This window comes from Brevundimonas sp., assembly GCF_036659295.1.
GTDB lineage: Bacteria > Pseudomonadota > Alphaproteobacteria > Caulobacterales > Caulobacteraceae > Brevundimonas.
Genome location: NZ_JAVXCU010000002.1, coordinates 24,788 through 43,554, shown reverse-complemented (window position 1 = coordinate 43,554; position 18,767 = coordinate 24,788). Strand labels below are relative to the sequence as shown.

At 62.8% G+C, this 18,767-nt stretch carries 19 protein-coding genes; 5 read left to right on the top strand and 14 right to left on the bottom strand.

Features of this window, described 5'->3' with window-relative positions; translation table 11 throughout:
* Positions 1-10 precede the first annotated feature (10 nt).
* The 3 genes from RSB01_RS00735 to RSB01_RS00725 all read right to left on the bottom strand — a co-directional run bounded on the left by RSB01_RS00735 (position 11) and on the right by RSB01_RS00725 (position 4,917).
* Positions 11-1,117, bottom strand: coding sequence for a helix-turn-helix domain-containing protein (locus tag RSB01_RS00735; RefSeq protein ID WP_332590288.1), 1,107 nt, complete (start codon positions 1,115-1,117; stop codon positions 11-13).
* A gap of 115 nt (positions 1,118-1,232) precedes the next feature.
* Positions 1,233-3,536: a phosphoenolpyruvate--protein phosphotransferase gene (ptsP, locus tag RSB01_RS00730; protein ID WP_332590289.1), complete on the bottom strand. Its 2,304-nt coding sequence runs from the start codon at positions 3,534-3,536 to the stop codon at positions 1,233-1,235.
* Between the two features lie 82 nt (positions 3,537-3,618).
* Positions 3,619-4,917 carry an aspartate kinase gene (locus RSB01_RS00725; protein WP_332590290.1) on the bottom strand — a complete coding sequence of 433 codons (1,299 nt, stop codon included), beginning with the start codon at positions 4,915-4,917 and terminating at the stop codon, positions 3,619-3,621.
* 82 nt (positions 4,918-4,999) lie between these two features.
* On the opposite strand from RSB01_RS00725, the gene ubiG reads away from it, so the two are divergent.
* Both ubiG and RSB01_RS00715 read left to right on the top strand, forming a co-directional pair.
* The gene (ubiG, locus tag RSB01_RS00720) at positions 5,000-5,824 is read left to right on the top strand and encodes a bifunctional 2-polyprenyl-6-hydroxyphenol methylase/3-demethylubiquinol 3-O-methyltransferase UbiG (protein ID WP_332590291.1); all 825 of its coding nucleotides are present in this window, start codon (positions 5,000-5,002) and stop codon (positions 5,822-5,824) included.
* Positions 5,821-6,387, top strand: a complete 567-nt coding sequence (locus RSB01_RS00715) for an AAA family ATPase (RefSeq protein ID WP_332590292.1) — start codon at positions 5,821-5,823, stop codon at positions 6,385-6,387. The genes ubiG and RSB01_RS00715 overlap by 4 nt, the downstream gene beginning before the upstream one ends.
* On the opposite strand, the gene RSB01_RS00710 is transcribed toward RSB01_RS00715, so the two are convergent.
* From RSB01_RS00710 to RSB01_RS00680, 7 genes are read right to left on the bottom strand one after another with little or no spacing between them, the layout of a single operon-like run.
* A complete protein-coding gene (locus tag RSB01_RS00710; RefSeq protein WP_332590293.1) occupies positions 6,384-6,944 on the bottom strand; it encodes a lipocalin family protein in 561 nt (186 codons plus the stop codon). The two genes, RSB01_RS00715 and RSB01_RS00710, sit on opposite strands and share 4 nt — an antisense overlap.
* Positions 6,945-6,982: 38 nt before the next feature.
* Positions 6,983-7,519, bottom strand: a complete 537-nt coding sequence (locus RSB01_RS00705) for an N-acetyltransferase (protein ID WP_332590294.1) — start codon at positions 7,517-7,519, stop codon at positions 6,983-6,985.
* Positions 7,474-7,923, bottom strand: a complete 450-nt coding sequence (locus RSB01_RS00700) for a DUF6265 family protein (protein WP_332619422.1) — start codon at positions 7,921-7,923, stop codon at positions 7,474-7,476. The genes RSB01_RS00705 and RSB01_RS00700 overlap by 46 nt, the downstream gene beginning before the upstream one ends.
* Positions 7,924-7,957: 34 nt before the next feature.
* A complete protein-coding gene (locus RSB01_RS00695) occupies positions 7,958-8,395 on the bottom strand; it encodes a DUF1178 family protein (protein WP_332590834.1) in 438 nt (145 codons plus the stop codon).
* Complete coding sequence (locus RSB01_RS00690; RefSeq protein ID WP_332590835.1) at positions 8,392-9,231, bottom strand: carbon-nitrogen hydrolase family protein; 840 nt, start codon at positions 9,229-9,231, stop codon at positions 8,392-8,394. Before RSB01_RS00690 ends, RSB01_RS00695 begins: the two co-directional genes overlap by 4 nt.
* A gap of 20 nt (positions 9,232-9,251) precedes the next feature.
* Entirely contained in the window at positions 9,252-9,509 is a 258-nt protein-coding gene (gene grxC, locus RSB01_RS00685) for a glutaredoxin 3 (protein ID WP_332590836.1), read from the bottom strand.
* Positions 9,510-9,545: 36 nt separating this feature from the next.
* A complete protein-coding gene (locus RSB01_RS00680) occupies positions 9,546-10,337 on the bottom strand; it encodes a ComF family protein (protein ID WP_332590837.1) in 792 nt (263 codons plus the stop codon).
* Here RSB01_RS00680 and RSB01_RS00675 point away from each other — a divergent pair.
* Positions 10,336-11,226 (top strand): methyltransferase domain-containing protein, encoded by an 891-nt coding sequence (locus RSB01_RS00675; RefSeq protein ID WP_332590838.1) that lies wholly within the window; start codon positions 10,336-10,338, stop codon positions 11,224-11,226. The genes RSB01_RS00680 and RSB01_RS00675 overlap by 2 nt on opposite strands.
* Here RSB01_RS00675 and RSB01_RS00670 read toward each other — a convergent pair whose 3' ends face one another.
* From RSB01_RS00670 to RSB01_RS00655, 4 genes are read right to left on the bottom strand one after another with little or no spacing between them, the layout of a single operon-like run.
* Complete coding sequence (locus RSB01_RS00670) at positions 11,227-11,442, bottom strand: Flp family type IVb pilin (RefSeq protein WP_332590839.1); 216 nt, start codon at positions 11,440-11,442, stop codon at positions 11,227-11,229. It abuts the gene before it with no gap.
* A 26-nt stretch (positions 11,443-11,468) separates the two neighbouring features.
* Positions 11,469-11,882: an 8-oxo-dGTP diphosphatase MutT gene (mutT, locus tag RSB01_RS00665; protein ID WP_332590840.1), complete on the bottom strand. Its 414-nt coding sequence runs from the start codon at positions 11,880-11,882 to the stop codon at positions 11,469-11,471.
* Positions 11,879-13,258, bottom strand: a complete 1,380-nt coding sequence (gene argJ / locus RSB01_RS00660; protein WP_332590841.1) for a bifunctional glutamate N-acetyltransferase/amino-acid acetyltransferase ArgJ — start codon at positions 13,256-13,258, stop codon at positions 11,879-11,881. The genes mutT and argJ overlap by 4 nt, the downstream gene beginning before the upstream one ends.
* Complete coding sequence (locus tag RSB01_RS00655; RefSeq protein ID WP_332590842.1) at positions 13,258-14,277, bottom strand: peptidylprolyl isomerase; 1,020 nt, start codon at positions 14,275-14,277, stop codon at positions 13,258-13,260. Before RSB01_RS00655 ends, argJ begins: the two co-directional genes overlap by 1 nt.
* A gap of 270 nt (positions 14,278-14,547) precedes the next feature.
* On the opposite strand from RSB01_RS00655, the gene secA reads away from it, so the two are divergent.
* Positions 14,548-17,400: a preprotein translocase subunit SecA gene (gene secA / locus RSB01_RS00650; protein ID WP_332590843.1), complete on the top strand. Its 2,853-nt coding sequence runs from the start codon at positions 14,548-14,550 to the stop codon at positions 17,398-17,400.
* 203 nt (positions 17,401-17,603) lie between these two features.
* Positions 17,604-18,764 carry an aminotransferase class V-fold PLP-dependent enzyme gene (locus RSB01_RS00645; RefSeq protein WP_332590844.1) on the top strand — a complete coding sequence of 387 codons (1,161 nt, stop codon included), beginning with the start codon at positions 17,604-17,606 and terminating at the stop codon, positions 18,762-18,764.
* Positions 18,765-18,767 lie beyond the last annotated feature (3 nt).

Genomic DNA, 18,767 nt, shown 5'->3' with positions numbered 1-18,767 from the left:
GTGTCGGACCCTATTGGGGCACAACAGGGGCAGGCGCGGCGGGAACAGGTGCGGCAGACGGGGTTGCGCGCGCCAGATCGGCCGCGGCCTGTTCGGCAAGGGCGTTACGCGCCCTCACCTCGGCCTCGGCAGCAGCGGCCGCGCGGCTTTCGGCCTGACGGGCCAGCGCACCGGCCTGAGTATTCAGGCGCGACAGCGGGGTCTGGTTCGCGACCAGCGGCGCGGTCAGCTCACCGTTCATATAGACCGCCACCACCGCCGGATCGGACATATCGACAACGGCCTGAACATTGAGCGGTGCGCGCCAGCTGTCCCCCGCCGCCAATTGGCGGGCGAACAGGACACGGCCATCGCCCTGACGCACAACCAGTGTGACGGGCTTGATGGCCTGCAAGGTGATGATGGAGTTATTGGCTGGCGCACCATACAGCGCGCCGCGCGGGTTAAAGGCGGCCTGAACGGGCGGGGCCGGTGCTGTTGCCGTGGCGACGGCACCCGGATCATCGCCCAGAATCTGGGCCTCGATCCCCGGTGTCAGATAAAGCGGAGGCGTGGTCTGGTCCGGTGGCGCAGCTTGCGGCCCACCCAGCACCAGAGCCGTTTGCGGCACCTTGTCGGCGTCCTTGGCCCAGACTGCCGGAATGGCTGTCAGGTCGGATGGATGCGGCGGCTCGATGCGGTTCAGGCGCTGGAAAATGTTCCAGCACAGGAAGGCCAGACCCACCGTCGCCATAATGGCCAAGATAGCGGATGAACGGCGGCGGACTTCCTGGAAGGCGGCACCGGTCGGGGCCTGTAGCGTCGCTCCTGCCTCGGGGAATTCGGCCTTGTACTGTTCGACCGCTTCCAGTTCGTCCAGACCCAGAACCTGGGCGTAGATACGCACATAGCCCATGGTGAAAATCCGCGACGGCAAGAGCGACTGGTCGCCCTGTTCAATGGCCTTGAGGAAGCGGGTATTGACGCGGGTCTTGGTGGACAGTTCGACAAAGGACAGGCCCGAGGCCACGCGGGCCGCGCGCAGACGTCCGCCCAGCGTTGTCGGCTCCGGCGACAGGGCGTCGGGAGTCATGTTTTCAGCGTCATCTGCAGTCTGGCCGTCGCTATCGGGCGACACGGGCCGATCCTGATCCATCCGTCGGGGTATCCATTGCCATAGCGGCAGGTCTTGATGTTCCCCGCTTAAACGAGGCGGCGATCCGGTTCAACGCCGGTTCAACTTACGGGGCCGGTCAGATCGCAAGGTTGAGTTTGCGCGCCAGCGATTCCAGCTCACCGCGCACGCTGCTGGCCGAAGATGCCAGAAGCGGCTCCATGCCGCGACGGGCCGCCTTGAGATCGGCCGACAGGATCATCCGTTTTACGGGTCCGACCCCGCTGGCAGGCGCGGACAGACGATCAAACCCCAGCGCGATCAGGGCGAAGGCTTCGAGCGGTTTGCCCGCCAGTTCGCCGCAGATGGACACCGGCGTATTGGTGTCGGTGCATTTCTCGCGGATTTCCAGCAGCGCCCGCAGCGCCGGTGGCGATAGCGGATCATAGCGGTCGGCCACGCGCGGATTGGTGCGGTCGGCGGCAAACATATACTGCATCAGGTCATTGGTGCCGATGGAGACAAAGTCTGTCAGCGGCAACAGGGCGTCGAGGTGCCACAGCAGGCTGGGGCATTCGATCATGGCCCCGACCCGCGTCAGGCGCGGCAGGGTGCGGCCACGGCGGCGTGCCCACTCCATTTCACGGTCGACCATTTCACGCGCGCGGCGGAATTCCTCGACCGTGGCGATCATCGGGAACATGACCCGCAGCTCGCGACCGGCGGCGGCGGCCAAAAGCGCCCGCAGCTGCATCCGCAACAGGGCAGGACGGTCCAGGCCCAGACGAATAGCGCGGCGGCCCATGGCGGGGTTTTCTTCGCGTTCCGGTTCCAGATAGGGCAGGATTTTATCGCCGCCGATATCCAGTGTACGGAAGGTCACAGGGCGGTTGCCCGCCGCATCCAGCACCAGCTTATAAAGCGCGGTCTGGGCCGTCAGTTTCGGTAGCTCGTCGGCGACCATGAACTGGAACTCGGTGCGGAACAGGCCGATGCCCTCGGCCCCCGTCATGTCCAGATTTTCCAGATCGACCGCCAGACCCGCATTGGTCAGCACCATGATGCGGGTACCGTCCAGTGTGATGGCAGGCGTATCGCGCAACTGGTCGAACTCGGCGCGGCGTTGTTCGCGCACCTCCATCCGGCTTTGAACGGCCACCAGCATGTCCTGACGCGGACGCAGGAAGGCTTCGCCCGTCTCGCCATCGACAATCACAGGATCGCCTTCGGACAGGCGGTCGCGCAGACCGGTCAGACGCCCCACGCAGGGGATTTGCAGCGCGCGGGCCACAATCGCGGCGTGACCGGCAGGCGAGCCTTCTTCGAGCAGCAGGCCTTTCAGCTTGGAGCGCGGATATTCCAGCAGGTCGGCAGGGCCGAGATTACGCGCCACCAGAATGGCATCGTCAGGCAGGTGACGGTCGCCCGGCTTGTCGCCCATCAGCAGGCGCAGCAGGCGGTTGGCCAGATCTTCGAAATCGTGCAGCCGCTCGCGGATATAGGGGTCGCGGGCGCTGGCAAAACGGGCGCGGTGTTCGTTGCGGACACGGTCCACCGCCGCCTCGGCCGTCAGGCCCGAGCGTACCGCCTCTTCGAGAGAGCGGTTCCAGCCACGGTCGTCGGCGAACATGCGATAGGTTTCCAGCACCTCGTAAGGGGTGCCGCCCAGCTTGGCCTGACCGCCTTCGAGCAGCAGGTCGATACTGGACTTCAGGTCCGACAGACCATCCTGAAGACGGCGTTCCTCGCTGACCGGATCATCGGCCAGCAGCTTTTCGGGTGGAACGGGGGCTTCGTGCAGGACGGCACGGCCTACGGCCAGACCTTCGGAGAATTTCTGGCCGGACAGGCGTTCGGGGCGGTGTGGCGACAGTTCGACATCGCGCAGTTCGGCATCGGCCAGAAGGCCGCCCGAGGCCACCGTTTCCGACAGCACCATGGCGATGTTCTGGATGTCTTCCAGTTCGTCCTCGTCATAGACGCGGGCGGCGCGGTTCTGGACGACCAGAACGCCGATGGCGCGACCACCGCGCAGCAGCGGTGCGCCAAGGAAGGCATTGAACGGGTCCTCGCCCGTTTCCGGACGATAGGAGAAGTTCGGGTGTTCCTGCGCATTGGACAGACTGATCGGCTGGGCCAGACGGGCGACCTCGCCCACCAGACCCTCGCCGGGGCGCAGGCGTGTATTGTGGACAGCCGCGGGATTCAGGCCCTCGGTGGCGAACAGTTCAAGCTCGCCCGAGCCGCGTCGCAGATAGATCGAGCAAACCTCGGCCACCATGGAGCGGGCAATAATGCCCACCACCATGTCCAGCCTCTGCTGGGCACCGGCCACTGCAACACCACTGGAACCGCCCGTGCCATAGCCACCGGCCAAGGCCTCGCGGATTTGGCGCAGCAGGTTCCGTGGTCCCCGTGTCGTCAATCCCGCATTCTTGACCATGACAGCTCCCGTTCTGCTGACTGGTGTCCAGTGTGCCAGCAAGCGGCACGGCTGTCTCTATCTGTGATGACCCTGATCGCCTTTAAAGCGTGTCCAGGCCGTAGGCTGCGTGCAGGGCACGGACAGCCAGCTCGGCATAGGCAGATTCAATCAGGACGCTGATCTTGATTTCCGAGGTCGAGATGGCCTGGAATTTGATGCCTTTGTCCGCAAGGGCGCGGAACATCATCTGGGCCACACCGGCGTGCGAGCGCATGCCCACACCGATGACCGAAACCTTGGCCACGTCGTCATCAACGCGGATTTCCTCAAAGCCGATTTCCGACTTGAGCGAGCTCATCAGCTCGGACGCACGTGCCGCGTCGCGGCGGCCTGTGGTGAAGGTCAGGTTGACCGTGCCGGGGGTACGGGCGGGTGACTGGACAATCATGTCCACGTTCACACTGGCCTCGGCCAGACGTGTGAACACGTCGGCCGGAGCGTCGGTACGGTCCGACAGACCCAGCAAGCTGACCCGGGCTTCGTCCCGGCTCATGGTCACGCCCGAAACGATGCGCTTTTCCACGATTTCATCCTCGTCGCAAATCAGGGTGCCGGCATCTTCCGGCAGTTTTCCGTTTTCATCGGGTTCGATGAAGCTCGACAACACGCGCACAGGCACGCGCTTGTGCATGGCCAGTTCGACCGAGCGGGTCTGAAGCACCTTGGCGCCCAAGGACGCCATTTCGAGCATTTCTTCATAAGAGACGCGGGCCAGACGGCGCGCGCGGCTCTCGATACGCGGATCGGTCGTATAGACCCCGTCCACGTCGGTATAGATGTCGCAAGGGGCATTCAGGGCCGCCGCCACGGCGACCGCCGAAGTGTCGGAACCGCCACGCCCCAGCGTGGTGATGCGACCTGCACGCGATACGCCCTGGAAGCCCGGGATGATGGCGATCTCGCCGGCATCCATCGACGCGCCCAGCACATCGCCCGGTACATCCTCGATACGCGCACGACCGTGGGCGTCATCGGTGATGATGGGAATTTGCCAGCCCATCCAGCTACGGGCTTTCAGGCCCATATTGCGAAGGGTCAGGGCCAGAAGGCCCGATGTAACCTGTTCGCCCGAGGCCACGACGACATCGTATTCGTCATCGGACATCGTGCCTTGCGGATACAGACCGGCAGCGGGTGCGCCCGCGCCATCGGTCCATGCCACCAGCTCATTGGTTTTGCCCGCCATGGCCGATACGACCACAGCGACCTTTTTACCTTTAGCCGCCTCGGCGGCGACAATGCGCGCCGCACGGCGAATTCGCTCCAGATCAGCCATCGAAGTTCCACCGAACTTCATGACCAGACGGCTGCGATCCGTCTCTTGGCTTGCGCCTGTCATCCTTATCCCCGGTTACCGGTGCCCTAAATCAGGGGCGTCTTGTCACTTGCTTCGGAATGAAAGGCAGTCCATCCCTTGGCTCATGTCCGCTTCTAACGACAGCAGCCTTGAGCGCAATCCCCAATCCGCGCAGGATTTTTCCGACATTCCGCATGACGGATCAATGGAACGTGCCGAAGGCCCCAGTATCGACCCTGCCGATGTGGCACGATTTTCCGCGCAAGCTGCCGAATGGTGGGACCCAAAGGGTCCGTTTGCGCCGCTTCACCGCTTTAATCCGGCGCGTCTGAGATTTGTTCGCGACCGTGTGGCGGACCATTACGGCCTGAATGCGAATACGCGTGCGCCGTTTAAGGGTCTGAGCCTGATCGACATCGGCTGCGGCGGTGGCCTGCTGGCCGAGCCTATGTGCCGGATGGGTTTCGAGGTGACGGCACTGGATGCCTCGTCGGAAAATATCGGCACGGCGCGCGCCCATGCGCAGCAGGTCGGTCTGGATATCCGCTATAAGGCGTCCACCGTCGAGCAACTGGTCGAGGCAGGTGAAGGCCCGTTCGATGTGGTGCTGACCATGGAGGTCATCGAGCACGTTGCGGACCCTGAAGCCTTTGTGCGCACCTGCTCCAAGCTGGTAAAGCCCGGCGGGATCATGATTGTTGCCACGCTGAACCGCACGCTGAAAGGCCTGTTGCTGGGCAAGTTTGCGGCTGAATATGTGCTGCGCTGGGTGCCTGCGGGCACGCACAACTGGAAACAGTTCCTCAAGCCCGAGGAAATCCGCGAAATGCTCAAGGACGAACCGTTGAGCGTCAGCGGCCCGTTCGGCCTCAGCTATAACCCTCTCAACGACAAGTGGAGCGAGGGCGATGCCGACATCAACTATATGATGGTGGCCATCCGCAAATGATCCGGCCTGTCCGGCGCATCGTGCTCACAGGCGGCCCCGGATCGGGCAAGACCTGTTTGCTGGATGCCTTGGAAAAGACCGGACACACCACCTCGCCTGAGGCTGGACGCCAAATTATCCGTCATCAGCAGGTGATCGGGGGACAGGCCCTGCCGTGGGAAAACCGCGCCCTGTTTGCCGAACTGATGCTGGAATACGAACTGGCCGCCTATACCCGAGCCGAGGCTCTGGCTACAGACAAAGACAATATGGTCCTGTTCGATCGCGGCATACCGGATGTGGCGGGTTATCTGAACCTGTGCGCCCTGCCCGTACCGCCCTATGTCAAACGGGCGGCGCAGATGTTCAGATACGACCTCGTCTTTATCGCGCCCTTCTGGCCCGAGATTTTCACTCAGGACGATGAACGCAAGCAGGATTTGGACGAAGCCCGACGAACCTGTCACGCCATGGCCAGCATCTATCACCAGCTAGGCTACACACCGGTCGAGTTGCCCAAGGTATCCGTCAAAGACCGTGTCGCCTTTGTGCAGAACGAACTGCGAAGACACTTCAGCCGTTAGTGCTTGGTCACGCGCAGCATGGACAGGTCGTAGCCGAGCTCTTCGGTGCGGCTCCACAGGCGTTCGCGTAACGCCGCTGATGGCTCGGCTTCGCGGCTGAGGAGCCACAGATAGCGACCGGAGCCTTCGCCAACGATGGCCCAGCTATAGTCGTCGGCATGGTCAAGCACCCAGTAGTTGCCGACATAGAAGGGGCCGAAGAAGGACACTTTCAGCTTGGCATTGCCGCTGTCCGCTACGACCTTGGCGCGGGCCTCGGCGCGTTTGACCGGTCCGTTCACATCGCCTTCGTGGCAGGTATTGACCACACGGATCAGGCCGTCGTCGCGCAGGCTGTAATCGGCAGTCACGGCTTCGCAGTCTTTCTGAAAGCCTTGCTCATAGCGGGCCAGTTCGTACCAGCGGCCCAGATAGCGGTCGAGCTCTACGGTTTTAGCCGGTTCGGGGACGCGCGCATTACCGGACGGACCTTGCTGCAAGGTCGCACAGGCCCCCAGCGCCAAGAGCGCGGCACCGGTCAACAGCAAGACGGGCAGACGGTTTTTAAGATTTGCCATGTTGGTAAAACCGTCTGCGCGCGTCAGTCGTTCCCGCCTTAGACCAGCGGGCGTTCCATATATCGGGCGTCGTCGCCATAGCTGGCCAGCTTGGCTTCGATGCCTTCGGGAGTTTGCACCGTAAAGCCGTTACGGTTCCAAAAGCCGGTGGCGTTGTTGACGGCCACCAGAGAAATGCGCGGCCAGCCAGCGGCCTTGACCTGCTCGGCCAGTTTTTCGATCACGGTACGGGTATGGCCACCGCCGCGCACTTCGGGATCCATGGCCAGATCATGCAGGTAATAGCTGTCGGCTTCGTCGGGGATGGCGTCGATCAGCACATTCAGGGCCGGTGCCATGTTCCGCATCCACGGATAGGACACCAGATAGCCTTTTACGGTGTTGCGGTCGTCGGCCAGCACGAAACAGCCGTTCGGGTTCAGGTCCAGACGGTTGGCAAAACAGGCGCGTTCTTCGGGGTGGTCGGGGAAGGATTTCTGGGCCACCACGACCACGCCGTCCAGATCGGCCTCGGTCATCGGGCGCCAGTTCAGCGCGGGCATCGGCTGTTCAGCTCGGCTTTGTTGAAGGTCCATTCCATACTCCGGTTCTCGTCGTCATCTGCGCCCTCGATGCGGGCCACAAGTTGATCTCCACGACGCTGATAAATGATCCGGTGAGGAAAATCGTTCTCCGGATTAGAAAATACAATGGCTTGGGCATCATGTCGCAGAAGCCGGAACACGGTGGGCGGGGCACCGGACGGCTGGGCCACATAGGCCACGACGCCATCGGTCTGCGGGCGGATATGGGCGAACTCGAAGCGGCTGCGTCCGTTGCGGGTGGTGACGGTGTGACCGGCCATCAGGCCTTGGCGCGGGTCGCTCCATGTTTCGGAGGCTTCGCGGCCGCCCGTGCAATCCAGCCAGTATCCGGCCATCCATGACAGGTCGGGGGCCTCGGCGGACGGTGTGGCCGCCAGCAGGGAAAGTGTTGCCATCAAGGGAAGCATTACCGTTTACGCCTCTCGTCGTTCAGTTGGCCTTTTTGGGGTCGGGCGGCAGGTCGGGCAGCGGCACGCAGGGCACGCCGTCATCCTTTAGTTTTTTGATGTCGGCGGGTGTGGCCTCGCCGTAAATTTCGCGCTTCTCGCTGCGGCCTTCATGGATGTCGCGGGCCTCGCGGGCGAAGGTATCGCCGACATAGTCGAAATTTTCCTCGACGTGGGAGCGCACCTCGCGGGCAGCCTCCATCATCATCGACTGCATGGTTTGCAAGGCGTCGGGCTTGGTCGCCGACGTTTTTTTGGTGCCGGAGACGGCGGGGGCCATGATCTGTTTTCGCACCGTGCGCGAGGCGCAGAAGGGGCACTCGACCAGCCCGCGTTCGGCCTGATCGTCATAATCGGCGGACGAGGCAAACCATGCCTCGAAGCCGTGGTCGTGATCGCAGAGAAGCGCGTAACGGATCATTGGTCAGATACGAATTGGCGGTCGTGGGTCAGGGCCGGAATGGCACGGCGGGCCGCCTCGACCAGAGACAGGTCCAGCGTGGCGTGCAGGATGGCAGGCTGGTCATGGTCCAGCTTGGCGATGACCTCGCCCCACGGGGTGATGACCATGGAACGGCCCCATGTCTTGCGGCCATCCTCGTGGGTGCCGCCTTGCGCGGGAGCCAGAACAAAGCTGCCGGTTTCGATCGCGCGGGCGCGCAGCAGGACTTCCCAATGAGCCTCGCCGGTCGGGCGGGTAAAGGCGGCGGGCACCGTTAAAATAGAGGCTCCGCCCTGCGCCAGCGCGCGGTGCAGATAGGCAAAGCGCACATCATAGCAGATGGTCAGACCTAAGCCGCCCCACGGGGTGTCGGCCACCACAGCTTGCGATCCCGGGCGGATGACGGCGCTTTCGCGCCAGCGTTCGCCGGTGTCCAGATCGACATCAAAGACGTGCATCTTGTCATAGCGGGCGACGATGCGGCCTTGCGGGTCGATCAGCAGGCTGCGGTTGGCGGCGCGGTCATCGCCCTCGATGCCGGAGCGCACGATCACCGAGCCGACCAGCAGCCAGATGTTCAACTCGGCGGCCAAGGCTTGCAGGCCGGTCACGGCGACATCGGATGCTTCGTCAGACAGGGCGTCCTCGCGCAGACCTTTGCGCTGTTCGAGGAAGTTGCTGCCTTCGGGGGTAAGGATGAACTCGGCACCGTCGGCCGCGGCCTGACGGATCAGGGGCGCGATATGGGCAAGGCCCGCACGGCTTGTGGCCGGTGTGCAGGTCTGGATCAGGGCCGTTTTGACCATGATGCTCATATCACGCTCCTGAAAAGCTCTTAAGCGGCCAGCAGCGGGTCGAGGCCGCCCTTCGCGTCCAGCGCGTGCAGTTGGTCGCAACCGCCGATGTGTTGGTCGTTGATGAAGATTTGCGGGAAGGTGGCCGCACCATTCGAGCGGGCAACCATCTCGGCCTTCTTTTCCGGATCATTCGAAGCGACGATCTCGGTATAGGCGGCACCCTTGCGGTCCAGCAGCGACTTGGCGCGGATGCAATAGGGGCAGCCCGGCTTGGTATAGATTACGACTTCGGCCATGGGGTCTCCTTAACGGGGGATATCAACACTTACCCCCTATCTAGGGGTTTCGCGCGCGCCGCGCACCCCCGCAATCACAGCCAGATCGACGCGCACGGCACCGGCCGCCAGCAAGGCCTTGGCGCAGGCATTGGCGGTGGCCCCTGTGGTCAGCACATCATCGACCAGCAAAATTCGTCGACCCTGTATCTGTCTGGCCCCTGCGGTCGTCACGCGAAAGGCACCGCGCACATTGGTTTTGCGACCGCCAAGGGATTTTCCGCCCTGGCTCTGGGTTGGGCGAATGCGTTTGAGGCTATCGGGCAGATATGTCAGGCCGCGAAGGGCGGCTAGCGGGCGGGCGATCTCGGCGCTCTGGTTGAAGCGGCGCTGCAGGAGGCGCGAGGGATGCAGCGGCACCGGCACCACCGCATCGCATTCTAGGATGAGCGGATCAGCGGCGCGGCTGAGCCAGCGGGCGAACAGCTTGGCATGGGCCTGTTGGTCGCCGTGTTTGAGGCCAAGGATCAGGCCGCGCGAGTGCTCGTCATAGATGCAGGCGGCGCGGGCGCGAGAAAACACAAAGGGTGTGCTCTGACAGGAGATGCAGCGCCCGCCCCCTGCGGACAGTTCGTATTCGAACGCCAGACCGCAGCCGTCACAGACGGGGTCTTCCAGAAAGGTGATGCGGCTGAAGGCCAAGGCGCTGAGCCCGCCAAGACTGCCCTCCAACCCGTCCAGACTGGCGGGCGGCAGGACAATATCGACCAAGGCCCGACCATAATCGCGCAGGCGAATGGCCCACGGGGCTTTTATTCCCGATCGCGAACCGCCATTTAATCCCGCCATGAGTGCCTCATCGAACGGTCCCCCGAACATTTTCGACGCCAGCCGTCGTGTGCATCGCCTTGCCCGCGCGCAGCGCCTGTTCCCGCAGGCGGATTTTCTGCATCGTCGGGCTGCCGAAGATGCCGCCCATACCCTGTCGGCCATCCTGCGCGAGTTTCCGCGCGGCGTCGATCTGTCTCCGCATGGCGGGTTGGTGGCGCAGGCGCTGCAAGGCATGCCCGCGGCCCAGCGTGTCGGTGGAATAGAGTCTGTAGGGTCTGTTCAGGAACGGGCGGCCCCCGGGGCGGCCCCCCTGCCCGTCGCCGAGCAGTCGGCGGACCTGATAATCAACCTGTTTGGCCTGCACTGGGCCAATGATCTGCCGGGGGCACTGGCGCAGATCAGGCGCGCCTTGCGACCCGATGGCCTGTTTATCGGCAGCCTGTTCGGGGCGGCGACGCTGAAAGAACTGCGCGGGGTTCTGACCGAGGCGGAGCTGGAGGTTCGCGGCGGGGCGCAGGCGCGGATATCGCCCTTTGCCGACGGTTTTGATGGCGCAGGCCTGTTGCAGCGGGCCGGATTTGCCCTGCCGGTTTCGGATGTGGATCGGGTGACGGTGCGCTATCGCGATCCGTTTTCGCTGATGCGCGACCTTCGGGCCATGGGCGAGACCAATGTGCTGGCCGGTCAGATCAAGCCGCTAAGCCGCGATATTCTGGCGCGGGCGGCGGCGCTGTATGTCGAGCGCCATGCCGAGGCCGATGGCCGGATTCCGGCAACCTTCGAAATGGTGCATCTGGCAGGCTGGGCCCCGCACGAGAGCCAGCAAAAACCCGCCAAACGCGGCTCGGCCAAGATGCGGTTGGCCGAGGCTCTGGGTGTTAACGAACAGACGGGTGAAGAAGGCTGATCAGCCGCCTTCACCACCCTCGCCGCCTTCGCCGCCATTACCGCTGAGGGCGGCGGAGACGCGCTTCATCACCAGATCCCATTTGGCCATGACGCCGTCACCTGTGGCCGACAAAGCCACCAGAATGACCATGGCGATCAGAGAGGCGATCAGGCCATATTCGATGGCCGTGGCGCCGCGAGTGTCGCTTGCAAAAGCTTTGACTGTCGTGCGCATAGGCCACCCTTTCCGGACGTGCCGGTTCAAATCAAATCCCTGAGCCAGGCCACCAGAGGCTCGTCCGCAGGCGGCATGGGATAGTCCCGAAGCTTGTCCGGTTTGACCCACGCCAGAGCCGTATGTTCCTTGGCCACAACCGTGCCGGACCACCTACGGCAAAGGTATAGTGGCATCAGTAAGTGAAATTTTTCGTAAGCATGACTGGTAAACACGAAGGGGGAGAGGCACGCCTCCTTGACGTCGATACCCAGTTCTTCTTGCAGTTCGCGGATCAGGGCCTGTTCGGGACGCTCTCCGGCCTCGACCTTGCCGCCGGGGAATTCCCACAGCCCTGCCAGTTGTTTGCCCTCGGGACGCTGGGCGATCAGGATGCGGCCATCCGGATCGATCAGCGCAACAGCGACGACGAGGACGGTCGGAACCGCGGCATCGGTCATGAACGATAGTCCCCGTTGATCTCGATATAGCGTTTGGTCAGATCACAGGTCCAGACCGTGGCCGAGGCGCGTCCTGAAGCGACGTGGACCGTGATGTCGATCTCGTCATTCTTCATATAGGCGCTCATCACCTCTTCATTATAGTCGGTGGCCGGTGCGCCCTCGATGGCCGCCGTGTGCGGGCCAAAGAAGATGGCCAGACGGTCGCGGTCCACGGCCTCGTCGGTCTTGCCGACGGCCATGACGATGCGGCCCCAGTTGGCGTCTTCACCGGCAATGGCGGTTTTCACCAGCGGGCTGTCGGCAATCGACTTGGCCAGCTTGCGGGCCGAGGCCGGAGAGGCCGCCCCTTCGACGGTGATCTTGACGAACTTGGTCGCGCCTTCGCCGTCTTTCACCAACTGGTGGGCCAGATCGAGCATGACCTGTTCCAGAGCGCGCGAGAAATCTTTCAGGCGGCGGTCACCGACGCGGCCGATGCGCGGCGCGCCCGAGGTGCCGGTGGCAAAGATCAACGCCGTGTCATTGGTCGAGGTGTCGCCATCGACCGTCACCGAGTTGAAGGTGGTGCGTACATGCAGGTTCAGCAGCGCCTTGAGCACCGGCGGGGCAATATCGGCATCGGTGACGATGAAGGCCAGCATGGTCGCCATGTCCGGCGCAATCATGCCCGAGCCCTTGGCAATGCCCGAAATGCGGACCTTCACACCCTCGATCTCGCACTCGGCGGTCGAGCCCTTGGGGAAGGTGTCGGTGGTCATGATGCCCGAACCGGCCTTGGCCCAGTTGTCAGGCGACAGACCCGCTTCGATATCGGGCAGGCGCGCGGTGATCTTGGCGTCGTCCAGCACCACACCGATCACGCCGGTCGAGGCCAGCATGACGTCGCGCTGGCGGCAGCCAAAACGCTTGGCCGCTTCGGCCGCGGTGCGGCGGGCGGCATCGGCCCCCAGCTTGCCGGTAAAGGCATTGGCGCAACCGGCATTGATGACCATCAGGCGCACGCCCTCGCCGCCCTTTTCGACGTCCAGTTGCTTCTTGCACCAGTCCACCGGTGCCGAGCCGACCTTGTGGCGGGTGAACACGCCCGCACACGAAGCGCCGTCGGGGAAGTGGAACACCACCAGATCGTCCCGCTCGTGCTTATAGAAGCCCGCGCGGGCCGTGGCGATTTCGACGCCGCCGATCACCGGCAACTCCGGGAAGGGCACGGCCAGCGGCGAGATCATCAGGCCCGGCTTGCCCGCAGCAGGGGCCGGTTTGGCCGCAGGCTGGGTCGCCCGTTTGATCACCGAGGTCAAAGGATCGAGCGCCTTTTCGATGACGGATTCAATCTTGTTTCCGGTCGAGGAAGGTTTGGCAGGGGGATGGCTCATCAGGCGGATCCAGTCGGAGACTTGGTAGAAGTAACGGGGGTAGAAGTAACGGAGGTAGAAGCTGCGGGAGCAGATGCCGGAGCCGCAGCCGTCGAAACAGCAGGTGGCGTTTGCGGCGCAGAACGCGGCGGGTCAATCTCGAATTCGACTTTGGCCTTGCCGCGAAGTTGTTCCAGCAATTGGCGCACGCCCTCATAGGTCAGATAGCGAACGATGACCGGACGGGCCTGTTCCAGTGTCGGCGGGATTTCGGCGCGGCGGTCCTCGACGCGCAGGATGGCCCAGCGGCCACCGGCCTCTACTGGCCCGACGACACTGCCCGCTGTCTGGTCCGTAATGGCGGTCGCATAGACCGGCGGCAGCAGGTCCGGCGTGGCATAGCCCAGATCACCGCCAAGGGCGCGAGACGCCTCGTCGACGGAGCGCTGGGCGGCAACCGCCTCGAAACTGGCCCCTTGCCCCAACAGCGCCAGCACCGCGTCGGCCTCGGCGCGGCTGTCGCTGAGGATCAGGCGCAGACGCACTTCTTCGGAGCGTTTGGCGCGGCGTTGTTGCTCGGCATAAAGACGCTGGACCGCCTCGTCGGACACGGCCTTGTCGACCGCAGATTCCACCAGCATGTCGCCGAGGATACGCTGGCGCACAGCCTCCAGCCGGCGCTGGGCTGCGGCGCTGTTATCAAGGCCGCGACGTTCGGCTTCGTTGGCCAAAAGCGTCTGGTCGATCACCTCGTCCAGCACCCGGCGGAACAGTTCGGATGTTACATCCAGCGGTTCGGCGTCGCCGATCAGGCCCTGTGCCACCGCTTCGCGGCGGACATCCGAGGCCCAGATTTCATGTTTCTCGACGCGGGCCACCACACGGTCACCGGCATCGGGATGCCCCTTGTCGGGATTGTCGCCGCAAGCCGCCACAGAGACGGCCAGCAGCACAGCCACAAGGCCGCCCAGACGCGCAGGCCGGTTTTTAGTCTTCCGGAAATTGTGATCGGTATGGATCTGCGGGCGCGACAATCGCATCAAACACTCCCGTTCGGGGCGGACAACAGCTGCGTGAATCTGTGGTTTTAAGACACAGATAGCCCTACCAAAACACTGCTCGCGTTGACAGGCCACAGGTCGGTGCTTAAGTCCCGCTTGCGCCCAAGTCGAGGGATTTTCGATTGAATGCGCAAGGATGGAGCCGTCTGTAGGACAGGCACCGGAAATCCTTGCGTTTTCAGTGTCTCGATGCGGGCGAGAGCTGTCTTTTCTCTGAGCCTTCAGCCGCTCGACCGTTTCGGATCACCCATGCTCGGCATCGCCAAGAAATTCTTTGGTTCCTCGAACGACCGTAAAGTTAAATCCTTTATGGCCGAGGTTCAGAAGATAAACGCCCTCGAACCCAAGTTCGAAGCGCTTTCGGACGACGAACTGCGCATGATGACGCAGACCTTCCGCGACCGGATCGAGGGCGGTGAAAGCCTCAAGAAAATCCTGCCCGAAGCCTTTGCGGTATCGCGCGAGGCCTCCAAGCGTGTGCTGGGCCAGCGCCAGTATGACGTACAGCTGACCGGCGGTATGATCCTGCATGAAGGCGGCATCGCCGAAATGCGCACCGGTGAAGGCAAGACCCTGGTGGCTGTGGCTCCGGTGTATCTGAACGCACTGGCCGGCAAGGGCGTGCACGTCATTACCGTGAACGACTATCTGGCCCGCCGCGACGCCGAGCAGATGGGTCGTGTTTACAGCTTCCTGGGTCTGCAGGTCGGCGTGATCGTCAATGGTCTGTCGCAAGGCCAGCGCCAGATGGCCTATCAGGCCGACATTACCTACGGCACCAATAACGAATTCGGCTTCGACTATCTGCGCGACAATCTGGTCTATGACCGTCGCGAGATGGTTCAGCGCAGCCACCACTTTGCCATCGTCGATGAAGTTGACTCGATCCTGATCGACGAAGCGCGCACCCCGCTGATCATTTCCGGCCCGACCGAGGACCGCTCGGACCTCTACAAGATCGTCGATGTTCTGGTGAAGGAACTGGTCAAGGACAAGGAAACCTATGACCTCGACGAGAAGCAGCGTCAGGCGCTGCTGAGCGAGCTGGGTTCCGAGCGCGTCGAAGAGATGCTCAAGGAAGGTGGCCATCTGGCTGATGGCACCGAGGATCTGTATGATCCGCTGAACGTCTCGCTGGTCCACCATGTGAACCAGGCCCTGCGCGCCAACACCCTGTATCATCGCGACAAGGACTACATCATCAAGGGCGACGAGATCGTTCTGATCGATGAATATACCGGTCGTATGATGACGGGTCGCCGCCTGTCCGAAGGTCTTCACCAGGCGCTGGAAGCCAAGGAAAACGTCAAGGTCCAGCCCGAGAACCAGACCCTGGCCTCGGTAACGATCCAGAACTATTTCCGTCTCTATGAAAAGCTGTCCGGCATGACCGGCACGGCCGCCACCGAGGCGCAGGAATTCCTCGACATCTACAAGATGGATGTCCTCGAAGTGCCGACCAACCGTCCGATCCAGCGCAAGGATTATGACGACGAGGTCTATCGCACCTTCAAGGAAAAGAACGACGCCATCGCCGCCCAGATCGCCGACTGCCATGTCCGTGGCCAGCCGATCCTGGTGGGTACGGTGTCGATCGAGAAGTCCGAAGAGCTGGCTGAAATCCTCAAGACCTATGAGTACAAGGTCGAGACGGGTCGCACGCTCAAGGCCGAATATGCCGGTCGTGAAAAAGAGGCCCAGAAGGTCGGCGACGATGCCTATGACATCACCTATGCCACCGGCAAGAGCATCCCGCACAACGTCCTGAACGCGCGCCAGCACGAACAGGAAGCCTATATTGTTGCCGATGCCGGTCTGCCCGGTGCGGTGACCATCGCCACCAACATGGCCGGTCGCGGTACCGACATTCAGGTCGGCGGCAACCTTGAAATGCGCGTCGAGCGCTGGCGTCAGGAACAGCGCAACCTCGCCATCGAGGTGACGCCCGAGCAACTGACCGCCAAGGAAGCCGAGTTCAAGGCCGAGATTGCCGTTGCCAAGGAAAAGGGTCTCGCCGCAGGCGGCCTGTTCGTTCTGGGCACCGAGCGTCACGAAAGCCGTCGTATCGATAACCAGCTGCGTGGCCGTACCGGCCGTCAGGGTGACCCCGGTACGTCGAAATTCTATCTGTCGTGCGAAGACGATCTGCTGCGCATTTTTGCCGGCGACCGTCTGGATGCCATCATGCAGCGCTTTGGCGTGGCCGAGGGCGAAGCGATCAGCCACCCGTGGCTGAACCGCGCCGTCGAGACCGCCCAGAAGCGCGTCGAGGCCCGCAACTACGACATGCGTAAAAACGTGCTGAAGTATGACGACGTCGTCAACGACCAGCGCAAGGCCGTATTCGAGCAGCGTCAGGAGTTCATGGACTCCGAAGACCTGTCCGAACTGGTCACCGACTTCCGTCAGGACACCATCTCCGATCTGGTCGAACGCTTCATGCCGCCCAAGGCCTATGCCGAGCAGTGGGACATCGATGGTCTGGACGAGAAGGTGAGGAACATTCTCGGTCTGGAACTGCCGCTGCACGAGTGGGCTGCCGAAGAAGGCGTGTCGAACGAAGAGTTCGAAGAGCGCCTGAACGAGGCCGCCGATGCGCGCGCTGCCGAGCGTCTGGAAATGGTCGGGGTCGAGCAGACCCGCAATCTCGAAAAGCAGTTCATGCTGCAAATGATCGACATGCAGTGGCGCGAGCACCTTGTGCACCTCGACCACCTGCGTGGCGTCATCGGTCTGCGTGGCTATGGCCAGCGCGATCCGCTGAACGAGTACAAGACCGAGGCTTTCAACCTGTTTGAAAACCTGCTGCACGATCTGCGCCAGAACGTGACCCGCTGGCTGATGACGGTCGAGTTCCGCTTCCAGCCGCCGCCCGAACTGCAAATGCCGGAGTTCCAGGAAATCCACCTGAATCCGGGCACGGGCGAGAACGAAATGGCCAATCCGATGGCCCAGAACCCCGAAGGTATGCTGACCGGCGATGATCGCTCCAAGCTGCCGGTCGAGGCTCTGCCGGTCGGATGGGAACGCACCAACCGCAATGGCGACTGCCCTTGCCACTCGGGCCGCAAGTTCAAGCATTGCCACGGTAGTTTGATCTAACAGGCCGCGTCGGGTCGAAAAGGCGCAGCCTTTTGACCGCGGCCCCAGCATAAAGTGAGGGCGGGCTTTGCCCGCCGCCGCTAACGCGACCGACGCGGTCGGTCGCTGCTTGAGCGGTAGAAATCACTGTGAATTTAAGGGCGGGGACTTCGGTTTCCGCCCTTTTCAGTTGGTCGCATCGTGTATCACGCTAAGGTGCGTGTATGCTGAAACACCGTTTTACCCGCGCCCTGTCCCTGTCGCCCGAGCGTCTGCATTTTGCGGCTCACAGTCACCATCTGTGGCCGGATGCCTCCTATGAGGCGCAAGGGCTGGCCTGGGATGACGCCAACCGCCATGCCGACCGCAAATGGGACCTGATTTTTGGCGAGGTCATTCCTGCCGCTCAGGGACATGTGGCACGACTGCTGGGTCTGCCGGACACCAACAGCATCGTCTTTGCGCCCAATACCCATGACCTGTTGCTGCGCATCGTGTCGGCGGTCGAAAAGCCGACCGTCCGTATACTGACGACCGATGCCGAGTTTCATTCGTTCCGCCGCCAGAGCCAGCGCTGGGAAGAAACCGGTGCCGTCGAACTGACCACCGTGCCGATCGAGCCGTTCGACAGTTTCGAGGCCCGTTTTCTGGCCGAGGCCCAAAAGGGCGGCCATGATCTGATCTTTGTCAGTCAGGTCTTTTTCCGCACCGGCACTCTGGCGGGCAATCTGGAGCCGTTGGCGGCCCTGTCGCGCCCCGAGGGGCCGTGGGTGGTGATCGACGGCTATCACGGCTTTATGGCCACACCGACCGATCTGTCGGGCATCCATGACCGCGTCTTCTATCTGGCGGGGGGCTATAAATACGCCATGGCGGGCGAAGGGGCCTGTTTCCTTCATGCGCCGGACGGCTATGGCCCGCGCCCCGTGGTGACCGGATGGTTTGCCGAGTTCGGCGATCTGGAAGGACCGGCTGGCGGTGTTGGATACCGCACAGATGGCGGGCGGTTCTGGGGGGCGACCTTTGATGTCAGCGCCCTTTACCGCTTCAATGCCGTGCAGAACATGCTGGCCGCCGAGGGTATCGCGATTGGCGATCTGGCCGAACATTCGCGCCAGTTGCAGCAGCAGTACCAGAGCGCGGTTCAGGCCTCGGACACGGGACTTCTGGCCAAGGCTCGCTGGCTCAATCCGGTTGTCGGCGATCAGGCCCGTGCGCGTTTTCTGGCGCTCAAACACCCCGAGGCGGCAACCATTCGCGACCGCTTGCTGGAGGCGCATATCGTCACCGATGTACGCGACGATGTGATCCGGTTCGGCTTTGGTCCCTATCAGGACGCGGGGGACGTAGAGCGCCTGATCGCGGCCTGCCTGTCGGGCGAATAGGCA